Consider the following 23,929-nt stretch of genomic DNA (forward strand, 5'->3'; position numbering starts at 1 on the left):
CCTACCCAATAGCAAACATTATTTCGCCTTCACAAACTATACTTCCATCTACAGTAGCTTTACCTTTTCCTACACCAATACTTCCTCTTAACTTTACTATTTCTATTTCTAGATTTAGTTTATCTCCTGGTGTTACTTGCTTTTTCCATCTTACTTTATCTGCTCCAACTAAAAATCCTATTTTACCTTTGAATTCTTCTTGTGAAAGTATGCAGATTGCCCCCATTTGAGCCAATGCTTCTAAGATTAATACTCCTGGCATTACAGGATAGTCTGGAAAATGTCCATTGAAAAAGTTCTCATTTATAGTTACATTTTTATATCCTTTTGCACTTTTTCCTTCTACTACTTCTTCAACTCTATCTATCATTAAAAATGGGTATCTATGAGGTAAAATATCTTTTATTTCTTTAACAGTTAACATTTATACTCTCCTTACTTTGAATAATGGCTCTCCATATTGAACCATTTTTCCATTTTCGCTTAATACACTAACTATTTCACAATCAAATTCTGCACTAATTTCATTCATAAGTTTCATAGCTTCAACGATACAAACTACTTCACCTTTGCTTATTTTTTGGCCTATGCTTACAAAAGGACCATCATCTGGTGACATAGATTCATAAAATGTTCCAACTATTGGTGAAGCTATTACTTCCATACCAGTAGCATCATCATTGTTTTGAGAAGCATTATTTTCTTCAACATTTTCTTTAAATTCTATTTTTATATCATCATTACTAGAATTATTAATGTCTATTTTCTTTGAATTATTATCACATAAATCATTATTATTAGATGAATAATTTCTTGTAATTGATTTATCCATTTTTATAAACTCTTTTTCATCTCTCATTTCAAAATAAGATAAATTGGAGCTGTTAATAAGTTCAATAAGTTCTTTTACTTCATCAAATCTCATATTATCCTCCTATTTAGTCCCACTTTTTGAATAATAGTGAGGCATTATGACCACCGAATCCTAGTGAGTTACTTAGAGCATATTTAAGCTCTTTCTCTCTTCCCACATTAGGAACATAGTCTAAATCCAATTCTTCTTCACTTTCACTATAACCTATAGTTGGATGTATAAATCCTTCTTGTAAAGATTTTATACAAGCTATGGATTCTATTGCTCCTGCTGCACCTAACAAGTGACCTGTCATAGATTTAGTTGAAGAAATAGGAATGTTTTTTGCATCTTCTTCAAATACTTTTTTAATTGCTCTAGTTTCAAATAAATCATTGTATGGTGTTGATGTACCATGAGCATTTATATAAGAAACTTCACTTGGATTGATACCAGCTTCATCAATGGCATCTCTCATTGATTTTGATGCACTTGTTCCTTCTGGATCTGGAGAAGTTATATGATATGCATCACAAGTTGACCCATATCCTACTATTTCACATAGTATATTCGCTCCTCTTTTCAGTGCATGGTCCAAACTTTCAATAACTAATATACCTGCCCCTTCACCCATAACAAATCCACTTCTATCTTTGTCAAATGGTATTGATGCTCTTTCAGGTGTATTTTTAGAGTTTAGAGCTTTCATATTACTAAACCCAGCTATGGCTATAGTCGTGATAGATGCTTCACATCCTCCACTTATCATTACATCTGCATATCCATGTTTTATATGTCTAAATGCATCTCCTATATTATTAGTTCCTGTAGCACAAGCTGTTACAGCTGATGTACAGGTTCCTCTCGCACCATATTTAATAGCAATATTAGCAGCACCTGCATTGATTATAGTCATAGGGATATACATTGGAGATATTCTTTTAGGTCCTTTTTTGTATAAATTTCCAAATTCATTTTCATGAGTATGGAAACCTCCTATACCTGAACCAACCATTACACCAACTCTATTTTTATCTATTTCATCCATATTAATACCTGACTGTTTTATGGCTTCTTCACTAGCTATAAGCGCATATTGTGTAAACTTATCAAGTCTTCTACATTCTTTTTTATCTAAATAATCTTCTATTTTTAAGTCTTTGACTTCTCCAGCAATTTTTACATCTAGATTTTCAACGTCCATTGACTTAATAAAGTCGATTCCTAATTTTCCATTTTTAGCATTAGTCCAAAATTCTTCAGCGCTATTTCCAATTGGAGTAACAGCACCTATTCCTGTAATAACTACTCTTTTATTCATAAAAACCTCCTACATTGCCATGCCGCCATCCACATGAATGACTTGACCTGTTATATAATCCGATTGATTACTAGCTAAAAATAATGCTAAATTAGCAATATCCTCTGCTTGACCTAATCTTTTAAGAGGCACTTGAGACATTATGTTTTTCTTTTGGTCTTCACTTAATACTTTTGTCATATCAGTATCTATAAACCCTGGAGCAATGGCATTTACATTTATATTTTTGCCTCCAATTTCACGTGCTAAAGATTTTGTCATTCCAATAAGACCTGCTTTTGATGCACAGTAATTCACTTGTCCTGCATTACCTATAACACCAACTACTGAAGACATATTTATTATCTTTCCAGATTTTTGTCTTATCATTATTGGAGTCACTGCTTTTAGACAATTAAATGCTCCTTTTAAATTAACATCTATAACACTATCAAAATCTTCCTCTTTCATTCTCATTATTAAGTTATCTTTTGTTATACCAGCATTATTAACTAGTATATCTACTCTTCCAAAAACTTCTTTAGCTTCTTTTATTAATTTCTCAGCTTCTTCAAAATTACTTACGTTTGCTTTGATAATCAAAGTATCAGATCCTAGTTTATCTAATTCTTCTTTTAACTGAAGAGCTTCTGTTTCACTATTTCTATAATTAAGCACTATATTAGCGCCTTCTTTGGCATATTTTATAGCAATTTCTCTGCCTATACCTCTAGAAGCACCTGTAATTACTGCACATTTTCCTTGTAACATTAACTTACCTCCTGTTATTCAAAGCTTAAGCATTAATTTTATCAAGCTTTAAACTTTCAACTGTTTCTCTTAAAGATTTCAAATCTTCTACATTATAGATTTTTACATCTTTATTTATTTTCTTTACAAATCCAGTTAAAGTTTTACCTGGACCTACTTCTATAAAAGTATTAACTCCTCTGTCAATTAAATCTTTTATACTTTTTTCAAAAAGTACTGATGACATTATTTGTTGTCTTAATAACTCCTTAACATCATCACCTTCTTCATAAGGGCTTCCCTTTACATTAGAGTAAACTGTCTTTTTAAATTTATTTATATTTGCTTTTTGTAATTCTTCATAAAATTTATAACTAGCTTTTTCATATATAGAACTGTGGAAAGGTCCACTTACTTTTAAAGGTACTACCATTCCTTTTAGTTCTTTTCCTATTTTTATGCTAGCTTTTATTGCCTTGTGCTCCCCTGATATTACAACTTGACCAGGACAGTTATAGTTTGCACCTTCCACAAGTCCAAACTCACTAGCTCTTTTTATAAGTTCTTCAACTTTGTCATTATCAAGCTTTAGTACCGCTGCCATAGTTCCTTCTTCTGTGCTTACCTCTGAATCCATAATCTGTGCTCTTGTCTTTATAAGTTTCATCCCATCTTCAAAAGAAAGCATTCCACCATATACTAAAGCTCCATATTCTCCTAAAGATAATCCTAAAGCATAGTCAGCTTCAACCCCTGACTCCTCCAGAGCTTTTTGGCAGGCTAGAGATGTTAGCATTATTGCAGGCTGGCTATTTTTAGTTCTAGTTAATTCTTCAATAGAACCATTGAAAATTAAATCCTTTATAGGCATATCTAGAATTTCTTCACCTTTATCAAATATGTTTTTGCAACTTTCTATATTTTCATATAAATCTTTTCCCATATTTATATATTGGGATCCTTGGCCTGGAAAAAGAAATGCTATTTTATTACTCATTGCAAACCCTCCCAAGTACTAAATCTAGTTCACTTATTAATTCATCTATAATTTCTTTACAAGTTTGCTTTTTACTAACAAGCCCTGCTATTTGACCTGCCATAACACTACCGTTATTAACATCACCATCTACTACAGCTTTTCTTAAAGCTCCTTTTCCTAAAGCTTCTATTTCTTCTGGGTCAGCATTAGTTTTTTCAAGTCTTATATATTCTCTAGTAAGTTTATTTCTTAAAACTCTAACTGGATGAGATGTACTTGTTCCTGTAACTTCAGTATCTATATCTTTTGCGTTTAAAACTCTATCTTTATAATTCTCATGAACCTTGCATTCTTTTGATACTAAAAATCTAGTTCCCATTTGTACTCCACAAGCTCCAAGCATAAATGATGCTGCTATACCTCTTCCATCACCTATACCTCCTGCTGCTATTACAGGGATATCCACTGCATCCACAACTTGTGGTACTAAACTCATAGTTGTCAATTGACCAATATGACCTCCTGCTTCCATCCCTTCTACTATAACTGCATCTGCACCGAATTTTTCCATTCTTTTTGCAATTGCTACAGAAGGGACAACAGGTATTACTTTCACATTGTGTTTTTTCCAATCTTCAATGTATTTTCCAGGACTTCCTGCACCAGTAGTTACTACAGCAATTTGTTCATCACATACTAACTTTGCGATTTCGTCAATATTGTCTCTCATAAGCATTATGTTTATGCCAAAAGGCTTTTTAGTAAGTGATTTAGTTTTTCTGATTTCAGCTCTAACATCTTCTGTATCGCCCACTCCACTTATAATTCCTAGGCCTCCTGCTTCACTAACTGACGCTGCTAAAGTAGCATCTGATATCCAAGCCATACCACCTTGAATTATTGGATATTCTATATTAAGTAATTCTGTTATCCTTGAAGTTTTCATATTTCCTCCTGCAACCATATCTTATTATTTTGCCTTTTCTTCTATATAGTTAACTACGTCCTTTATAGTTTTCATACTTTCTGGTGCTTCTACTTCTATACCAAATTCTTCTTCTATCTCTATTATTAATTGGAATGTGTCTAATGAGTCTATTCCTAAAGATGCAAAAGTACTGTCTAATTTTATTTCATCTCTCTCTATCGATAAATTTTCTTCCATTATTCCTTGTAATTTTTCAAATATCATTTTTTTATCCTCCATAAATTTAATAATTTTTTATTATTTTCGTAATCTTAATTTACTTTGTTACTTTAGTTATCTTAGTTAGTTCTTTAATCTTAGTTAATCTTGTTAATTTTAAATTTCCTAAATTTTAATTTATTTTCAAATTAAATAGCCCAATTTATTAAAGTTGCTCCATAAGTAAGGCCTGCACCAAATCCGACTAATATAATTTTACTATCTTTTTTTAATAATCCTTTTTCATTCATATCACTAAGTGCAATGGGTATAGATGCTCCTGAAGTATTTCCATACTCCTCCATATTCATATAAAACTTATCTATATCTACTTTTAATTTTTTAGCAGCATATTGAATAATTCTTACATTTGCTTGATGCGGAATTATATAATCAATATCATTAATATCTAAATTATTTTCTTCCAGTGTTTTATTAATTGAATTTACTATAACAGAGATAGCAAACTTAAATATTTCACCACCGTCCATTCTTAATTTAGAATCTCTAATGATTTTGCTTTCTACAAATGGACTATCTACATCATTGCCTCCAATTGTTAAACATTCATATTTTTCTCCTACTGATTTGCAAAAAGAACTCATAAGTCCTATATTATCACTTTTTGATAAAACAGCTGCTCCTGCACCATCACCAAATAATACACACGTAGATCTATCTTCCCAGTCAAGTGACTTTGAAAGATTTTCAGCGCCTATAACTAGAGCGTGTTTGTAATTATTTGATCCTATCATAGCTTTTGCCACATCTAATCCATATATAAATCCAGAACAAGCAGCGCTTATATCAAAGGCAAGGGCATTATCTGCACCTATAATACTTTGAACTATGCATGCAGTAGATGGAGTAAACATATCTGGTGTACAAGTTGCAACTATTAACAAATCCACATCCAATGGACTTATATTTGCATTTTCCAAAGCTTTTTCACCAGCCTTTGCTGCCATATCAGATGTATTCTCGCCTTTAGAAATATATCTACTTTTTATGCCAGTTCGTGAATAAATCCATTCGTCACTAGTATCAATGATTTCACTTAACTGATCATTAGTAACTAAATTGGAAGGTGTGTATTTTCCTAGACCTTCTATAATTACTTCTTTCATAGATTTCTCCTTCTTTTATCTTTGAATTTAAAATATCTTGATTATCAAAATATAATATTCAAAATAACCTAAATTTATTAATTAATTAATAATTTAGCTTTTATTTTGATATTCAAACTATATTACATCCAAATGAATAAGTCAACCTCTTTTACATAAATTTTTCTCTTGTAATTAATTGTTATTTTTCTCTTATTATAGTCATAGCGTTGGCAATAGCGTAATCTTTGCCATGAGATATTGATACCTTTATTTCTAAAACATTATGATTTTTACATATTTGCTCTAAGTTGTTATGTGTTTTTACTATAGGTTTTCCTAATTCATTTCTTAATACTTCTATATCTTTTAAATTGTATCCCCTTATACCTAATCCCAAAGATTTACTAACCGCTTCTTTTGCTGCGAAATTTCCAGCTATAGTTTCTGCTCTATATCCTTTTGATTCAAATAATTCTATTTCTTTATCTGTAAATAGCTTTTTTAAGAAGTTTTCTCTTTTTACTAATGCTTTTTTTATTCTTTCGATTTCTATAATATCTATTCCTATATCTAAAATATTCATAATATCCTCCATTAATAAATATGATTTCTATTTTTGATTATAATTGTATTATTTATACATTCTATCACTAAATTTACATGAACTGTAAAATTATTAAATATATTGTACTAAATTCACTTCGTACAAAAAAAACATTGTCGTTTAACAATACCTTTCCATTTATTATTAAATTTTAGATTTTATATAATCTATATCTCCAATTAAAATATCAACCTTCTCTCTATAATTTTTGTTATATTCTAATACTAAATCTGCTTTATCAGTGTATTTTTTGTATGCTTCAATAAACTTTTCCATACTTAACTTTCCATAACTTATTGAATCATGGTTGTCTTTATCTTCATTATTATGTAAATGATAAGATACTATTTTATCTTTTAATTCTCTAATAACATACTCCAAATCCCATTTACAAAAGCATGACCAATGTCTATTAATACATCATGATTACTTTCTCTGCAAATCTTAATAAACTCTCCTTATCAAACAACATATTCTGATTGGATATTACGTCAGCATTTTCTATTACTATATTGGCATTATAATCTTTAGATAATTCATTCAATTCTTCTAAATTTATTTTAGAGTTGTTAATCATCATTTCTTTGCCGTGTATTTTGCAATTATTATGATGATACGCAATATATGAACTATTTAATTCATTATCATGAAATTCTGTAAATGGCTCTATTCCCATATCTTCGTATTGAATATTTTCCAGTATATTAAATGCTTCATCCAGCTGATTTGCTTTATACATATTTGTACTTAAAAAATATTCATCCTATATCTCCTCTGGGTATCCTATTGACATCGTTGTTTCTCTATTTAATAAATGCATTTTTTGAAAATTAGTTTTCTGTGAAATAAAAAATAAGCCAGAGGTATGAACCTTTAGCTTATTAATTTTTTATTTACTATATAAAATAAACCTGTATCTACGAACTATAGACATTAACTTAAATTATTTATAATAATTTCTACTTCATCCCTGAAATTATTATAATCATATTTGTTTTTAATTTCATTGATGTTGTCTACCTTGCCATTTGACAGTTTATATATTTCGTCTTTCATGACATCATAAATCAATTCATTACTTTCTACTCTATCTTTCCAATTAATATGTAACTTATCTAAAAGCATTCCTTCTAATGAACTTACATAGTAATATAAATTTTTATCCATGAATCCATTTAGGCCAGATTCTTTTACAAAATTCTCTAACGTTTCTTTTGTAAATATATCTTTAAATTCTACTACTTCTCCATTTACAGTGAGTGGTAGCTTCACAGTATCTCCCACTAAATTAGCATAGCCATATTCTATATATTGAGCACATCCTTCCAAGGTTTCAACTTGCTTTTCTTGCTTCATATCTGGAAATTTATTATAACGATATTCTCTTGCTGTAACATAATCACTTAAAACATTTATTAATTCATCTCTATTACTTATTTCATTAGCTTTGCCCAAAATAGAACACTCTAATAATAAAAGTTGATACTGATCTTTATTTCTTTTATCTATAAGAATACTAGAAGATAAGTTATCTACATTTTTCCACAAAGGTACTTGCCTATATTCATGAAACACCTCATGCATAAAAAAATATTTAAATGACTTTTCTGTATTCATATTCGTGGCATTCGAAGGATTATACTTAAATAAAGTAACATGCTGAGTTCCTATATCTGAAAAAGTAAAATTTATCGGTAACCATGTCTTAAACAATGATGGTGATAAAAGAGATACTCTATAAATAGGTGGCAAGTTCATCTCTTTAGGAACTTCTATTCTTTTAGATAATATTGAGTTCTCCAGTTTATCAACTCCCACAATATATGAGTATGCATGTAACATTCCTCTATCCTTACTTACTGGAGTTAATACAAGTGGTATATTATTAAAGTTATATCCTTCTTTCCATATTTCACCCGAATTATTATTATATGTTTCATAAATTTGTGAAAGTTGCTTTATCATACTCTTATCCATATTATTTAGCGAACTATATTCTGTATTAAACAGCTTATTAAACCCTATTACACCTATAATTCCTAATAGCAAAATCAATAAAGTTGTTCTAAAAAAATCTTCGTCTTATGTTTCATATTGTCTCTCCTTATATAATATTCTGCAGTACACGTAGAACTGTTAAATATTACACTTTTTTATTTATAAGTATTAATTATAACTATATTTCATAATTAACGTGCTTTTATTTTGCATTATTAAACTTAATATTTTATTAACTAAATCTTAATAAAATATTAAGTTTAGTATAGTCATAATTTCTAGATTCTGGTTGATTTTCAAGTATTAATTACATCTACTAATATTGATGATACCATTGCTATACAAAATAATCTTTATATCATCCTAATTATTTATTTCTATATAAAGGATATTTATAATACTTTTCTATAGATAAAACAAAACTACCAATCTATTTTAATTAAGATAGATTGGTAGCTTTAAATTATTTAATCTTGATAATTATCTTCTTGGTTCATATCGGGGCTTTTCTTAAGCGTAGATGTCCATTCGTTATTTCGTTCATCTTTTTCTTTTACCTCTGCTTTACTTGTCCAAGATATATTTGATGTTGCCCATTGGTTGTTACATTCATTCTTTTTTTTATTTTCCATATTTTTTCTCCTTATTTATATATTTAAATATATTATTTGTAGAAAAAACAGTTATATAAAGTTAATTTTAACTAATTAAAAATCATTTTATAAAAATGTCTAATATAATCAAAATTTCTTATAACTTGTGTGTTATGTTCTACTACTATTTCTGTATTTCTCATATAAACTATTTTTTTAATAGCTTTATAAAATTGTCCACATCAATAGGATGCATCTTTTTGTCGGTTCATCAATTATATATAGGTTATTTTTCTCCTTGTTATCTATTAATTCCTTTGCTAATTTTAGTATCTATTCTTCTCTTCCTGATAATGTGGTAAAAGTTTAACCAAATTCTAAATATCCAAACCCAAGTTCTATTTACTATTTTTCACCAAATAAAAAGAAGACTATCTAAAAATATTTTTAATCATTTTAAGATAGCCTTCTATATGTTATCTAGTAATTAGGTAATTTATTCTTCACAAGTTTCTGCTACTTGCTTTTCTATATCCTCTAATATATCTTCATCATGTTTTAATTTAGAGTATGAAACTTCGCCATAATAAGCCTTTAAGTACATTTCTTTTATTTCTGAGAATAAAGGATATCTTGGGTTAGCACCCGTACATTGATCATCAAATGCCTGCTCTACCATTATATCCAAGTTTTCTAGAAATGCTTTTTCATCTATACCAAACTCTTTTATAGTTTCTGGTATATTTACCTTAGTTTTTAGTTCTTTTATTTTTAATTGTAATTTATCAAATCTTTCTTGATCATCTTTTCCTTCTATCCCTATAAAAGTAGCTACTTCAGCATATCTTTTTAACATATTTGGATATTCATATTGTGGGAATGTACCCATCTTTCTTGGTGCTGAGTTAACATTAAAGTCTAATACTAAATTTATTAATAATGCGTTTGATACGCCATGTGGTATATGATGGAATGCTCCTAATTTATGAGCAAGAGAGTGACAAACACCTAAAAATGCATTTGCAAATGCCATACCTGCCATTGTTGAAGCATGAGCCATTTTTTCTCTTGCCTTAGGATCACTAGCACCATTTTCATAAGCTCTTGGCAAATATTCAAATATAGATTTAGTTGCTTGTAGGGCTAATCCATCTGTAAATTCAGTTTGAAGCATAGCTGCATAAGCCTCTAGTGAATGTGTTAGAGCATCTATCCCCGAGGCTGCAGTTAATCCCTTTGGTTGGTTCATCATCATATCCGCATCTACTATAGCCATAGTTGGCATTAACTCATAATCTGCAAGCGGATATTTGTGACCTGTTGTGTCATCTGTTATAACTGCAAATGGAGTAACTTCTGACCCAGTCCCTGAAGAAGTTGGTATTGATACCATCATAGCCTTTTGACCCATTTTAGGGAATTCATATACTCTTTTTCTTATATCCATAAATCTCATTGCCAAATCCATAAAATCAATTTCAGGATGTTCATACATAAGCCACATAATTTTAGCTGCATCCATTGCTGAGCCTCCGCCAATTGCAATTATACAGTCTGGACTAAATGCTTGTAATTGTTCAGCACCCTTTTTAGCTGTGCTTAATGTTGGGTCTGGTTTAACTTCATAAAATGTTGTGTGCTTAATACCCATAGCATCTAATTCATCTGTTACTGGTTTTGTATATCCATTACCATATAAAAATTCATCTGTTACTATAAATACTTTTTTACAATCATAATATTGTTTTCCAAGTTCTTGTATAGCCACACCTAAGCATCCTTTTTTAATATAAGTTTTGGCTGGTGTTCTAAACCAAAGCATATTTTCTCTCCTTTCAGCCACTGTTTTAGTATTTAGTAGTTGAAGTGGCCCAACTTGCCCAGAGAAAGAGTTATTTCCCCAAGAACCACAGCCTAATGTTAATGATGGAGCTAGTTTAAAGTTATATAAATCTCCTATACCACCTTGAGATGATGGAGTATTAACTAATATACGACAAGTTTTCATTTCTCGTTGGAATTTTTCAAGTTTTTCTTTGTTGTTTACAACATCTAAATAAATTCCTGCTGTATGGCCAATACCTCCACCTTTTACAAGGTCATCTGCTTTTTGAACTGCATCGTCAAAATCTTTTGCTTTATACATTGTTAATAGTGGGAATAATTTTTCATGGGATAATGGTTCCGATATGTCTGTTGATGTAGCTTCTCCTATGATTAGTTTTGTATCTCCAGGTAATTCAAATCCTGCTTCTTCAGCCACTTCTGTAGCTGACCTACCTACCAACTTAGCATTCATAGTTCCAGCTGGTCCAAGTACTATTTCCTTTAATTGTTCTAATTCTTTATTTTCAGGTATATAAGCTTTTCTAGTTATAAATTCATTTTTAACTTCATCATATATTGAAGAATCAACTATAACTGATTGTTCTGATGCACATATTGTACCATTGTCGAATGTTTTCGAATGTATTATAGAGGACACTGCCATTTTTATGTCACAAGAAGAGTCAAGTATTATTGGTGTGTTACCCGAGCCAACACCCATAGCTGGTTTTCCTGAAGAATAAGCTGCTTTAACCATTCCTGGTCCTCCTGTAGCTAATATCATGTCTGCTTCTTTCATTATTTCTCCAGATAACTCTACTGATGGTTCATCAATCCAGCCTATTATATTTTCCGGTGCTCCAGCTTTTATAGCTGCATTTAGTACAATTTTAGCAGCTTCAATTGTACAATTTTTTGCTCTTGGATGTGGAGAAAATACTATTCCATTTCTACTTTTTAATGCTATTAAACTTTTAAATATTGCTGTAGATGTAGGATTTGTAGTTGGAATTATACCCGCTAATACTCCTACTGGTTCATAAATCTTTGTAATTCCGAAACCTTCATTTTTTTCTATTACTCCACAAGTTTGAGTATTTTTGTAAGCGTTGTAAATATACTCAGATGCATAATGATTTTTTATAACCTTATCTTCTGCAACACCTATTCCAGTTTCTTTAACTGCCATTTTTGCAAGATGTATTCTTTGTTTATTCGCTTCCATTGCAGCTTCAAAAAATATTTTGTCAACTTGCTCTTGAGTAAACAGAGAAAATTGTGCTTGAGCTTTCCTTACTTGCTCCATTTTTTCTTTTAATGTTTCAACATTATTTACCACCATAAATTAAAAACTCTCCTTTTATTTTTTTTGGCTCTTGTTGATTAATTTATTGCTGATAATTTGATATTAGCACAATTTCAAACTAATAAAAACAATTTTTCAGAACTATTTTTTAACAATTCAATATATTCTGTCATTATATTTTATAAATAATAAATTATATGTACTAATAAATATTTAACATTTATTGGTTAAAATTCATGTTAGATCTATACGAAAAATTTTTCTAAATTATATTACTTCTATATATTAAATTTTAAGTTATTTGAATAATGGATTTAATTTTATTCATTTTGCCAGTTTAATAATATGCTTTATTATTTTCATAAACATAATTTATATTAAGATTTAGTTTTTTATTTATTATTTTTTTAGTCATAAATCAATATTTTCTATATATTTTTCATTTAATTTTTTTTACACAATTATTAGTTTATTTATATAACTACAAATAAAACCTACATACTACTTTGTGTTTTATTCTGTGTATATTTTTTATTTTGATAGTTAAAAAAAAGATTATATTGTATACATCTTAATAAAATCTATGATGTTATTCATAATAAATTTATATCAATTAACAACTTTGTAAATGAAATTTAACATTATTATAAGATGTTTATTTAGATATATTTTGATTTTTATTATTTTCTTATAGAATTCCTCTAATTTATTTTTGTTTCATAAAAAAAAGCCAAAGGCATAACCCTTCAGCTTATTTCCATTTACTATTTCACCTATAAAATAATTAAATTTTAACCTTTATATTAAAGGTATCACTATATTTTTATTATTATAAGTCTTTACTTCTACAGGTACCTTATATACCTCTTCAATATTTTTAGGAGACATTATCTCTATTCCTCCATAGTTGTATATTTTTCTGTCTTTCAAAAATATGAATTTATCACAATATCTTAAAGCTAAATTTAAATCATGTATTACAATTATTACGGATATATTATTTTCATGGGCAATCTCATTAACCGTTTTTAGTACTTCAAGTTGATTTTTTAAATCTAAGTTACTTGTTGGCTCATCTAGTAATAACACTTTGGGTTGTTGTGCTAAAGCTCTAGCTAACATTACTTTTTGTAACTCTCCTCCACTAAGCTCATCTAAATATCTCAATGAAAAATTTTCTAATCCCATTCTTTTTATTATATCTTCAACAATCTTTATATCTTCTTTAGTTTCACTAACTTTTATATAGGGCTTTCTCCCCAATAATATAGCATCAAATACAGTAAATTTAGTGGCTTCATTTTTTTGAGCTACATAGGCTATCTTCTTCGCAATATCTCCTTGTTTTAACTGAAGCACATCTTCACCTTCCACATAAACACTTCCATGTTGTGGAGAAATAATTCTGTTTAAACATTTTAACATAGTGCTTTTTCCTGCTCCATTATTGCCAAGTACTGCTATGCACTCTCCATGTTCCACATCAAATTTTATGTCATCTAAAATATTAGCATTATTTTTATATGAAAATTTTAAGGAATCTATTTTCATCATTATTTTTCAACTCCTTTAAATAAAATATATAAAAATAGTGGAGCTCCCATAAATGATGTTATAGTTCCTATTGGTAAAATAATTGGAGATATAACCATCCTAGCTATAGTATCACTAAATAACAATAAGAATGCTCCCAATATGGCTGATGCAGGTATTAAATATCTATAGTCGTTTCCTACAAATTTTCTCATTATATGAGGTGCTATTAAACCTATAAAGTTAATTATTCCGACAAAAGACACAATAACTGATGCTGTTAAAGAACTTATTACCATACCTACAATTCTCATAGTTGATACATTTACTCCTAATCCTTTTGCTGTTTGTTCTCCACTTTCTAACGCATTATAGTTCCAACGATTGTACATAAAATATATAAGTGCCAGCCCAGATACTACTGTTACAATTAATATTTCTCTCCAGGAAGCCCTACCTAAATCTCCAAAAGTCCAAAATACTATGGCTGCAACTTGAACATCATTTGCGAAATACTGAATTAAAGCTGTAGCTCCAGAAAATAATGAACTTATGGCAACTCCTGCAAGTACCATTGTTTCAGGTGTTACTTTTTTAAATCTAGAGAGTAGTAAAATAACAACTGTGGCTCCCATAGATCCTATAAAAGCACATATGCTTGTCATATAAGGATTACTTATTGCTACAGCATCTGCTGTATTGCTTTGTATAGAACCTGCTCCAAAATATACAATAGCCAAAGCTGCTCCAAAGGCTGCACCTTGAGATACTCCTAATGTTGACGCTGATGCTAAAGGATTTTTTAGAATACTTTGCATGACACATCCTGTAATAGCCAATCCTATTCCTGATACTATTGCCATAGCAACTCGTGGTAATCTTATATTATATAAAAGCATATTGCTCTGTTTGCTACCTTGTCCTATAAGAGTTTTAATTACTTCAATTACAGACAAATTAGATGAACCAACACTAATTGCATATAGTCCCATCCCAGCAGTAAGTAAAAATATAATAAATAATATTAACCTTTTTTTATAAACATACTGATTATAGTCATTTAATACTCGATGTTGTTTAATTGCTAACATCTAATCACTCTCCAATAGTAATAGGCCTAAATCCTAATCCTTCTTTTTCAAAATCACTATATAACTTTTTACCTAAGAACTTTTGGTAGATTTCATCAGCTTTTTCTTTAACATTTACATCTTTAAATTGTTCTGGATATATTATAGAGCCTGCGTAGTAAGCATCTGCAATGGCAATTTCCACATTAGTTGTATACCAATTATAAGATGGTTGAGAATAAACTTTCTTATTTTTTACAGCACTTAAGGAATTATAAAAATCAGGATTTTTCTTATAATCTTTATTTACTAATTTCATATTTTGAGGATTTAAAAATATTATATCTGGGTCCCATGTAGACACTTTTTCTAAATCCACCAATAAAGCACCCTCTTTCTTAGTTTCATCTACTACATTTTTTGCATTTATTGCCTCAAAAGGAGGATATTTTCCGTAAGTTCCTTCAAATCCATGCTCTCCTCTAAAACTTACTGCACCAGTGTATACTGTTGGTTTATTTTTATCCTTTATATCCTTAGTTCTATCATCTAAATCTTTTTCTAATTCATCCATATATGTAATTAATTCTTTAGCTCTATCTTGTTTACCAATAACTTCACCTATTAATTCCAATGATTTATCCATATTTTTATCAAATATGCCGTTATAAGAAACTGTAACTACAGGCACTCCAGTTTTTTCAGTAAGATCTTGTGCCATATCTTTATCATAAGCAGCTATAATAACATCTGGTTTTGCTTTTATTATTTCTTCTTGATAGGCAGTGCTACCATTACTTCCTCCTTCACCTACTACAGGTAATTTAGCAAGTTCTGGATAAACATAACTATATGGTCTAGCTATACTAACTTCGCCTTCTAAATTTTCTACCCCTACTACCTTATCAGTTCCCTGCATATAACTTACCATTCTTAGGGCTCCCGCACCTAAAGCTATGATAGAATCTGATTTACTAGGTATTTCAACTTCTCTTCCTGAAACATCTGTTACTTTTTTTGTTTTAGCCTCATCTTTTTCTTTTTCATTGGAAGTCTGACTGCATCCTGTAATTGACAACATTAATATAAGTAACATAGGTAAAATACGTTTAATAATTTTCATTTTTCTCCCCCTATTTATCTCTTTTGTTTGTATATTTTAACCTTTACCATCCTCTGTTATATGAATTAAAGCAATCTTCACACACTGTTTTACCACCTTGTAAATGCATTTTATGCTCTGGTGCTTTTTCTTTACAGCATTCACATTCTACACTAGTAAAAATACGTGCTTGTTCTGGTAAATCAAATTTGGGTACAGAAAAATCAAATACTTCATCTATAGGTCCCTCTAAAATAAATTTTTGCTTTTCTTGTCTGTCATCTGTATGACTTACTCCTTTAAAATAAAGACGTAATTTTTCACCATTTTTTCTATTAAAAAATGAAAATGCTTGTTTTCCTGTTCCTCTATAAATCAAGTTTCCTTTACCTATGGAACACCCTAATAAAGATTGAATTGCGTCTACACCACAAGCATCATTTTCTGTAATACAAACTATTTCCTCATCTTGCGCACATCCAATACCCATTTTTTCCATTGCTGCATCACACGCTCTTACTCCTATTGCAAGACCTGGACACTCATGTCCATGAAAACCTACTGCTTTTTCCCATAATTCTTTCTTCATCTTATATCCTCCTATACTTGCCAATATATAGTTGCTATAGTTGTCTTTACTTTTTCAACAACCAGTCCATCTTTACATATTGACTCTAAATATTTTTTTATAATTTTTTCTTCCTCTAAAGTGATGTCCTTGTATGATTTAACTCTGTTTATATATAATCCAAAAGCTTCTTCAAGTGTTTTTTTCATATGCCATACTTGTCTTTCATATTCCACCTTTGGCTCATATCCTTGTAGCCATAACATTTCAAATGCATAGGCAATGTCCATATCACAGCTTTCTTTGTTTTTACTTATACCTACAAGTTCTTTTACTTTTTCAGACACTGGATCATTTCTTCTTGTAGGCTTGCACAATACACAATATTTTTTACTAGCCTTTGATAGCTTTTCAAAAGTTTCTGCACTATTTATAGCTGGTGTCATATGAGCAAAAACTAAATCAAACTTATTTTTAAATCCATGCTTTGATAAATCAATGTTACTCCAGTCTTGACAGTAAAACTTCACATTGTTTGCTTTGTATATTTCTTTATTATTATTTGCGTTTTCAATCATCTTTGGTGATAAATCAATTCCTATAATATTTTCACACAAATTAGATAAAGCCATGGAATACTTTCCACTACCACAACCCACATCTAAAACTTGAAAATCAGAATTTATCATATTATTGTTTAATATTAATTTTAAAAATTGGCTATCTTCTACTGTAGGTACTGTAAACTTATTAAAACTTTGTGCCATACAATCCCACAAATCCACACTTGCCTTTTTATTGAAACCTCTATTTTTCCATTTATTACGAATATTATTTAATTCCATTTAGCCCCTCCATATAATAAAAAATTCGCTTCGCTTAGGTCACTGCGTGAGCGCTATGAAATTTTAGGCAACGACCTTGCTCAAAAATACATTTTTTACACTTTTTAAATAAGTTGATATAGCTTAATTCCAGAGCTTATTACAGCGTAAATTCAACTATAATTTCCTTACATATAAAAAAAGACGCCATTAAATTAGCGTCTTCATAACAGTTCTTTTAGCCTTCAGGCTAAAGATTATCTCATCATTAAATTTTTACATTATCTTTTTTAAATAACATCATTCAATATTAATAATAATTTAACTATTTAAGTTTATATGTTGCAAATGTAACACTTTTATCATTTTCCCAAAAAATTGATGTTTTTTAATGAAAATTAATATAAGATTTAAATTAGTAAGACATTTAATCGAATAGGTGGTGAATATGATGATTGATGTATGTAGAGATATAAATTTGCTGACTAAATTTAATATATTTTCAAAATTTCCATTAGATCAGTTAGAACATCTTTTAAGCTGTTGTGGCGCATATTATAAGTGGTATGAAAAAAATGAGGTTATTTATTTTCAAGGAGATGAAATAAATTTTCTATGCATAATAATGTCAGGAAGTGTTTCCATAGAAAAAGTGGATATCTTTGGAAATAATACATATATGCTAGATTTCTATTCAGGGAATTCTTTCGGTGAACAAATGGTCCTAGACACACCTTCCACAAGTCCATATACTTATAAATGCTCTACAAAATGTAAAATTCTATGTCTTCCTTTTCATAAGAAATATAGCACTAATAATTGTGAAAATACTTGTGAGTGTAGAGTTTTGTTTAGAGAAAATTTACTCAACCAAATTGTTAAAAATAATCTATTATTTATAAATAAACTTGAAGTCTTATCAAAGAAAAGTATTCGTGAAAAAATAATGACATATTTAATTAATGAATCAGAAAAATGTCATTCTAGCAAAGTTCAAATTCCATTTAGCAAATCCAAATTTGCTGATTATTTGGGTGTAAATAGATCTTCACTAATGAGAGAGTTGTCTAATATGAAAAATGATGGCTTAATTGAGTTAAATGATAAAACTTTTACTATTTTAAAATAGTTGATTGTTTACCATTTTAGTAAATATTAAATATATTATAAACTTATATAAAAAAGATAAAAGTATTATCAATAATAGAATTGATAATACTTTTATTTTGTTACTCACATTCAAATGTATTACAACATGCATTTTGAACATCTATTTGAACATTATCTGCATGACAACCTTTATTTTCATTATGTACACAGTTATATGCCTCACATTTTATATTACATACATCTGTATTTAAAGCATCTATACTATTCACAAAGCTACTTTTAGCTTTATCTACAAAGGTTGTACAAGTAGTATCTAAATTTTCTACTGCACTACGTCCGCCTACATTAATGGCACCCGCCTTGCATTCATGTCCAAAATTATGTGCGCAATTTGTTACATTACAGCTTAAATCTCCACTCTGCATTCTTTTACCTCCTTATATATATTTCTTTATATTATTTCCAAAAGATCAAAAGAAAATTCTAATTCAAATGTAATACTCCTGTCACATAAAACAAAAATTATGAGCTGGTGAGATTTAATAACTCAAAATACTATCGATAAAATATTTGATGAAGTCGAGTTTTCATGATGGCACTTGAGCATGCTGCTATTACAAGAAGTTCCTTATTATTAAAATTTAGACCTGATTTTATTCATATGGATAGATTGATCCACGAAAAAATTTAAGAAGTTCCTACATATTAAGTCTATCCTATTCCAAAAGATTTAGTGCCTAAGTCTGGACTTTTATCTATTGTTAGAACAAGTACTAAAAAAGGTAAGCTTATTGTTGAAAAAACTTTAAGCAAAATGATTGAAATAGTTAATAAGGAATTCACATGTAAATAGGTAAATTTATACATGGTTAATAAGTCTATTATTATGGATAATATTAATAATAAACTTTTTTATTATGGAGGATTAACAATGAGAAAAGCAATTATATGCCTGCTTATTTTTTCTATAACTTTTACAAGTATGGGTTTTAACCTTAATAAAGTTTATGGTCAAAATTTTATACTTGAATCTAGTAATCAACCACCAGTTAATAAAGAAAAAGGATATTTATCTCAACTACAAAGTATTTCTAACCAATTAGATATACTTGCTGCAAACATATTGGACAAAATAACCAGTAACGAGGATAAAACTCCCCTTATAAAAGATGCTTCTTTTATAAAATCTCAAATTGAAGAATTAAGACTAGAGTTATTAGATTATCATAAAACAGAAAGTGGAGATATAGAACAAACTCCTATATCAGCAGCACTTTTAAATTCATTGAATTTTTATAGTATGTCGCTTTCATATTTGTTATCAGTTATAGAAGCTACTGATTCTTCTTCTGAAAGTAAAGCTTTACAATATTATTATACAAATAAGTCTTTTGGTGATTCTATGTTATTATGGATTGAAGATCAACTAAACGAAGAATAAGCACTAAGTATATAAACTTAGTGCTTATTTTTTTGCATACCTATTTAGGATAACGTTATCCACAAGTCATATTTTTTTATTGTTTATTTATCCCCAATACCAATGGTAAAATTATGTATTTATGTGCATAAATCAAATTTATTAACTAATATGTTTGCATTATTATTACCACTAAGACCTAGTTTTCCATCCTCATATAATGTTATTCACATAAATATATTACGAAAGGCTTAAGCTTTTTATTATAATCTTTTGACGGTTTAAAGCTTATATATATTTTATTTTCATTCCTATTAGGATTACTTCTAACCTTTATTCCCTCTGCTTCAGGTTTTCCAACATAATCATCTTTTATTTTTATAGTTTTTTCATGGTTATAATCTCCATTATTAGTATATGAGTATTTATAAATGGTAGGTGTTTCTCCTTCAGCACCGCCATAAATATATATATAATGTGAGTTTGATTCTGTAATATCAAATCCTTGAAAAGATCCATTAGGACATTGCAAATCTATAAAATAAGTTACTTGAGATGATTTAAAATTATTTATATCCATTTTATCAATTGATTTTGAATTTAATCTATGATTAATTTCATCAAGTTTATATACACCATAATAAGTAGTTTTATTTAAATCATCTATCTGCGTTCTAAAACAAATTCGATTACTCTTGTCTGAGATTGCTACTGCACTTCTAAATGCCTTTCCTTTTGGTTTTGTTGAAATATTTTCTATATTTGTTATAGTTTTCATTTCACCAACCCTTGCCCCTGTTGGGCAACTAGAATCTACTATGTATTCTATTCTTGATATATCCTTGGACCAGTAATAAATTTTCCCATTTGAATTTTGTCTTTTATTTACTGTATTTCCTATCCATATATAAGTTTTATTTTTATGTGTTATTACTTCAATGGACTCGCCATGTCCGTAGTTTTCTAAGATTATATAATCCTTCACATATGCTTTCTTTCCAGATATTATACATCTAGAAAGATATGTATGTTGTCTTTCTCTTTGAGTTACAAATACCTCATTTTTATTTCCAAAATCAAAGTTTTGCAAAGCATTTTTGCTAACTAATCCTGATATTTCAACTACTTTATCTACAGTTTTATCATTAACTGTATGAGAATATATGTTATTAGTAAGCATTATCAAATATATAAAAAACCCTACAATAACTATTATTGTAGTATAAATATTATTTTTTGATTTTCTCATAATTCACCTCTAGATGCCTATTTTAAAATAGATCTAAATCATCAAATTTTGATTTAGATCTATTTTGCTCTATTGATGGTTTAATTATTTATTAGGAATGTAATATCATCAATAATTGGCAATTTAGATTAGTTATAAATCCTTAGTATATAAAAAGAACTACTAAACTTATAGTTTAGTAGTTCTTTTTACTATTATTAATAATCAAATATATTATATTATAATCTCTATATCTGTTCCCTTTTCTAATCTACTATTAATTGCAATCTCACCATCATGTGCATTTATTACTTCCTTGGCAATTGCCATTCCTAAACCTGATCCCTTGTGATTTTCTCCCGTATTAGTTCCTCTATAATATCTGTCAAAAACATGTTCTAAATCTTTTTCACTTATTCCCTTACCATTATCGCTTATCACTATATGAGTTTTACCTTCTTTGAATATTTTAACTAAAATCTTAACATCTTCATCATTATGAACTAAAGCATTGTATAATAAGTTATTTATTACTCTTTGCATAAGTAATTTATCTAGATTCATAATTATTGTTTCATCTTTACTTTCAAACTCAATATATCTTTCACTATATTTTGAGTCATTTAATATATCTATAACTAAGTTTTTGACTAAACTCACTATATTTACATTTTCTTTTTTTAATATTGATTTACTATTTTTTAGCTTTATATTTAAGTTTAAATCATCTACAAGCTCTTTTATATATTCTGCTTTATTGTTTATAATGCCAGCATAAGATTTTATATCTTCATTGGAAAAATTATAATCTTCTTCTAAAAACTCTGCATATCCTTTTATTGATGAAAGAGGTGTTTTTATATCATGAGAAATATTAGCTATCCAATCTTCTTTCATTTTATCTATTTTCTTTCTTTCCAGTTCATTTTCATTCAACTTATCTGATAAACTATTTAGTTTTTTAAAAACATTGGAATACAACCCTTTTTCAGTGTAGTTAACTTCGTAATTATTTTTATGCAAATCGTCTACTGCACCAATAATGTTATTTACTGGTTTGGTAAGTGATTTGCTAAAAATATATCCAAAAACTATTGCCATTATAAAATCCACTACTAACACTACTATCATTGCATATTTTATATAATTTATCATAGTATCTGTTTCTGTTATAAAAATATATTTCTGAATGTTTTTCCTAGGAAATCCTATTATATATGTATATGTAGTATTATTTATGTTTTTAGATCCAACTAATATTTGAGACTGATCTCCTAGACCACCGGCATACTTGTATCCATTTATTACTTCTATAGTATTATATTTATCTTTTATCTCTTCAGGCTTGTCATAATTGTATACTTCTTTATTATTTTCATTTAATATTTGTATCCAAGCATCCTTTCCATTTAATAGTTTTTGGCCCTTTTTACTTATATATGGATGAGCATTACCTTCTACCTCAATATATTGCTGAAAATTCCTAACAAATTCTGATATATCATAATTGCTTGGTGTAGTGATATTTTTACTAAATAATAATGTAAAAAGTACAATAATATTAATCAAAACTACTGAAATTGCAACTATTACTATACTTAAAACATATCTAAAAGTTAATTTTATTTTCATAGTTATTTATCCTTTATTTGAAGTTTGTAACCTAACCCTTTTACATTTAGAATATATTCTGGCTTAGATGGATTTTCTTCTAACTTTTCTCTAAGCTTTCTTATATGGACCATAATTGTATTATCAAATCCTATAAAATCTTCTCCCCATACTTCATCACAAAATCTTTCTTTACTTATTATTTGGTTTTTGTGCTTTATCATATATAAAAACATTTTATATTCCTTAGGCTTTAAATCTACTTGCTCTCCATTTTTCTTTACTTCCATTTTTTCTTCGTCTATTTCAAAAGGAGGCTCAGTTATTTTCTCATACCTATCAGGCTTACTATTGTTTATCATCATGTTTTTTGTAAGCTGAATTTTCACTCTAAGAGCTACCTCTTTTGGACTGAATGGCTTAGTAATATAGTCGTCTGCACCTATGGCAAGACCCATTATTCTATCCAATTCTTCTCCCTTTGCTGATAAAAATAATATAGGTATATTAGATGTTTTTCTTATTATTTTACAAATATCGTAACCTTCCATATCTGGTAACATAACATCTAGTATCGCTAAATCTGGATTTATCTCTTCATAAAGATTTATAGCCATTTTACCATTTTCTGCAGTATATATTTTTTCAAAACCTTCTTTTACTAAGACCATTTTTAGTAAGTTTAATATTTCAACTTCATCATCTACTATAAGTATTTTGCTATTTTTTATATTTTTATCCATTTTCCCCTCCACAGTTTTTTATTATATTTAGTATACCAAAAAAGAGAAAAACAAAATCTTTTCTATTCTATAATTATATTTCATTTAAAAATATTTTTTAGTTAAACTCTAAAGAACCACTGTGAATACAAATGTAATTCCTAAAAAAACTACTAAGTTATCAACTTAGTAGTTTTTTATATATATTAAGATTTTAAAAAGGGGGTTAAAATCTT

Annotated in this window: 25 protein-coding genes; 2 read left to right on the forward strand and 23 right to left on the reverse strand. The window is 28.6% G+C overall.

Annotated elements, in window-relative coordinates; translation table 11 throughout:
* Nucleotide 1: 1 nt before the first annotated feature.
* The 19 genes from fabZ to K0040_RS12245 all read right to left on the reverse strand — a co-directional run bounded on the left by fabZ (nucleotide 2) and on the right by K0040_RS12245 (nucleotide 17,623).
* Nucleotides 2-424, reverse strand: a complete 423-nt coding sequence (gene fabZ / locus K0040_RS12155) for a 3-hydroxyacyl-ACP dehydratase FabZ (RefSeq protein WP_074919416.1) — start codon at nucleotides 422-424, stop codon at nucleotides 2-4.
* On the reverse strand, nucleotides 425-925 hold the full coding sequence (gene accB, locus K0040_RS12160; protein ID WP_228109056.1) for an acetyl-CoA carboxylase biotin carboxyl carrier protein: 501 nt from the start codon (nucleotides 923-925) through the stop codon (nucleotides 425-427). It lies immediately after the preceding gene.
* A 13-nt stretch (nucleotides 926-938) separates the two neighbouring features.
* Nucleotides 939-2,174 carry a beta-ketoacyl-ACP synthase II gene (fabF, locus tag K0040_RS12165; RefSeq protein ID WP_228109057.1) on the reverse strand — a complete coding sequence of 412 codons (1,236 nt, stop codon included), beginning with the start codon at nucleotides 2,172-2,174 and terminating at the stop codon, nucleotides 939-941.
* A 9-nt stretch (nucleotides 2,175-2,183) separates the two neighbouring features.
* Nucleotides 2,184-2,924, reverse strand: coding sequence for a 3-oxoacyl-[acyl-carrier-protein] reductase (gene fabG, locus K0040_RS12170; RefSeq protein ID WP_228109058.1), 741 nt, complete (start codon nucleotides 2,922-2,924; stop codon nucleotides 2,184-2,186).
* A 25-nt stretch (nucleotides 2,925-2,949) separates the two neighbouring features.
* Nucleotides 2,950-3,900 (reverse strand): ACP S-malonyltransferase, encoded by a 951-nt coding sequence (fabD, locus tag K0040_RS12175; protein ID WP_228109059.1) that lies wholly within the window; start codon nucleotides 3,898-3,900, stop codon nucleotides 2,950-2,952.
* Entirely contained in the window at nucleotides 3,893-4,828 is a 936-nt protein-coding gene (gene fabK / locus K0040_RS12180) for an enoyl-[acyl-carrier-protein] reductase FabK (RefSeq protein ID WP_228109060.1), read from the reverse strand. The genes fabD and fabK overlap by 8 nt, the downstream gene beginning before the upstream one ends.
* A 24-nt stretch (nucleotides 4,829-4,852) precedes the next feature.
* Nucleotides 4,853-5,074 carry an acyl carrier protein gene (locus K0040_RS12185; protein WP_265588877.1) on the reverse strand — a complete coding sequence of 74 codons (222 nt, stop codon included), beginning with the start codon at nucleotides 5,072-5,074 and terminating at the stop codon, nucleotides 4,853-4,855.
* Nucleotides 5,075-5,217: 143 nt separating this feature from the next.
* Nucleotides 5,218-6,195 (reverse strand): beta-ketoacyl-ACP synthase III, encoded by a 978-nt coding sequence (locus tag K0040_RS12190; RefSeq protein ID WP_228109062.1) that lies wholly within the window; start codon nucleotides 6,193-6,195, stop codon nucleotides 5,218-5,220.
* 181 nt (nucleotides 6,196-6,376) lie between these two features.
* Nucleotides 6,377-6,760 carry a holo-ACP synthase gene (gene acpS / locus K0040_RS12195; RefSeq protein WP_228109063.1) on the reverse strand — a complete coding sequence of 128 codons (384 nt, stop codon included), beginning with the start codon at nucleotides 6,758-6,760 and terminating at the stop codon, nucleotides 6,377-6,379.
* Nucleotides 6,761-6,925: 165 nt separating this feature from the next.
* A complete protein-coding gene (locus K0040_RS12200; protein WP_228109064.1) occupies nucleotides 6,926-7,162 on the reverse strand; it encodes a hypothetical protein in 237 nt (78 codons plus the stop codon).
* A 31-nt stretch (nucleotides 7,163-7,193) separates the two neighbouring features.
* Nucleotides 7,194-7,520: a hypothetical protein gene (locus K0040_RS12205; RefSeq protein ID WP_228109065.1), complete on the reverse strand. Its 327-nt coding sequence runs from the start codon at nucleotides 7,518-7,520 to the stop codon at nucleotides 7,194-7,196.
* A gap of 194 nt (nucleotides 7,521-7,714) precedes the next feature.
* Nucleotides 7,715-8,830: a hypothetical protein gene (locus K0040_RS12210; RefSeq protein WP_228109066.1), complete on the reverse strand. Its 1,116-nt coding sequence runs from the start codon at nucleotides 8,828-8,830 to the stop codon at nucleotides 7,715-7,717.
* A 416-nt stretch (nucleotides 8,831-9,246) separates the two neighbouring features.
* Nucleotides 9,247-9,411, reverse strand: a complete 165-nt coding sequence (locus K0040_RS12215) for a hypothetical protein (protein WP_175487696.1) — start codon at nucleotides 9,409-9,411, stop codon at nucleotides 9,247-9,249.
* Between the two features lie 457 nt (nucleotides 9,412-9,868).
* The gene (adhE, locus tag K0040_RS12220; protein ID WP_228109067.1) at nucleotides 9,869-12,541 is read right to left on the reverse strand and encodes a bifunctional acetaldehyde-CoA/alcohol dehydrogenase; all 2,673 of its coding nucleotides are present in this window, start codon (nucleotides 12,539-12,541) and stop codon (nucleotides 9,869-9,871) included.
* Nucleotides 12,542-13,303: 762 nt separating this feature from the next.
* Nucleotides 13,304-14,059, reverse strand: a complete 756-nt coding sequence (locus K0040_RS12225; protein ID WP_228109068.1) for an ABC transporter ATP-binding protein — start codon at nucleotides 14,057-14,059, stop codon at nucleotides 13,304-13,306.
* On the reverse strand, nucleotides 14,059-15,129 hold the full coding sequence (locus tag K0040_RS12230; protein ID WP_228109069.1) for a FecCD family ABC transporter permease: 1,071 nt from the start codon (nucleotides 15,127-15,129) through the stop codon (nucleotides 14,059-14,061). Before K0040_RS12230 ends, K0040_RS12225 begins: the two co-directional genes overlap by 1 nt.
* A 4-nt stretch (nucleotides 15,130-15,133) precedes the next feature.
* Nucleotides 15,134-16,231, reverse strand: a complete 1,098-nt coding sequence (locus tag K0040_RS12235; protein ID WP_228109070.1) for an iron ABC transporter substrate-binding protein — start codon at nucleotides 16,229-16,231, stop codon at nucleotides 15,134-15,136.
* 43 nt (nucleotides 16,232-16,274) lie between these two features.
* Nucleotides 16,275-16,799, reverse strand: a complete 525-nt coding sequence (locus K0040_RS12240) for an FmdE family protein (RefSeq protein WP_074919427.1) — start codon at nucleotides 16,797-16,799, stop codon at nucleotides 16,275-16,277.
* Nucleotides 16,800-16,810: 11 nt separating this feature from the next.
* Nucleotides 16,811-17,623: a class I SAM-dependent methyltransferase gene (locus K0040_RS12245; RefSeq protein WP_228109071.1), complete on the reverse strand. Its 813-nt coding sequence runs from the start codon at nucleotides 17,621-17,623 to the stop codon at nucleotides 16,811-16,813.
* 427 nt (nucleotides 17,624-18,050) lie between these two features.
* Between K0040_RS12245 and K0040_RS12250 the strand changes: the two genes are divergently transcribed.
* The gene (locus tag K0040_RS12250; RefSeq protein WP_228109072.1) at nucleotides 18,051-18,731 is read left to right on the forward strand and encodes a Crp/Fnr family transcriptional regulator; all 681 of its coding nucleotides are present in this window, start codon (nucleotides 18,051-18,053) and stop codon (nucleotides 18,729-18,731) included.
* Nucleotides 18,732-18,831: 100 nt separating this feature from the next.
* Here K0040_RS12250 and K0040_RS12255 read toward each other — a convergent pair whose 3' ends face one another.
* Nucleotides 18,832-19,137 (reverse strand): DUF1540 domain-containing protein, encoded by a 306-nt coding sequence (locus K0040_RS12255; RefSeq protein WP_228109073.1) that lies wholly within the window; start codon nucleotides 19,135-19,137, stop codon nucleotides 18,832-18,834.
* A 506-nt stretch (nucleotides 19,138-19,643) separates the two neighbouring features.
* On the opposite strand from K0040_RS12255, the gene K0040_RS12260 reads away from it, so the two are divergent.
* A complete protein-coding gene (locus tag K0040_RS12260; RefSeq protein ID WP_228109074.1) occupies nucleotides 19,644-20,153 on the forward strand; it encodes a hypothetical protein in 510 nt (169 codons plus the stop codon).
* A gap of 202 nt (nucleotides 20,154-20,355) precedes the next feature.
* Here the strand turns inward: K0040_RS12260 and K0040_RS12265 are convergent, their stop codons facing one another.
* The 3 genes from K0040_RS12265 to K0040_RS12275 form a co-directional block, all read right to left on the reverse strand.
* A complete protein-coding gene (locus tag K0040_RS12265) occupies nucleotides 20,356-21,381 on the reverse strand; it encodes a helveticin J family class III bacteriocin (protein ID WP_228109075.1) in 1,026 nt (341 codons plus the stop codon).
* Between the two features lie 213 nt (nucleotides 21,382-21,594).
* The gene (locus K0040_RS12270; protein WP_228109076.1) at nucleotides 21,595-22,992 is read right to left on the reverse strand and encodes a sensor histidine kinase; all 1,398 of its coding nucleotides are present in this window, start codon (nucleotides 22,990-22,992) and stop codon (nucleotides 21,595-21,597) included.
* Nucleotides 22,993-22,994: 2 nt separating this feature from the next.
* Complete coding sequence (locus tag K0040_RS12275; RefSeq protein ID WP_228109077.1) at nucleotides 22,995-23,714, reverse strand: response regulator transcription factor; 720 nt, start codon at nucleotides 23,712-23,714, stop codon at nucleotides 22,995-22,997.
* Nucleotides 23,715-23,929: the final 215 nt, after the last annotated feature.

It is taken from the genome of Terrisporobacter petrolearius (assembly GCF_020748185.1).
In the GTDB taxonomy this organism is placed as follows: Bacteria; Bacillota; Clostridia; order Peptostreptococcales; family Peptostreptococcaceae; genus Terrisporobacter; species Terrisporobacter petrolearius.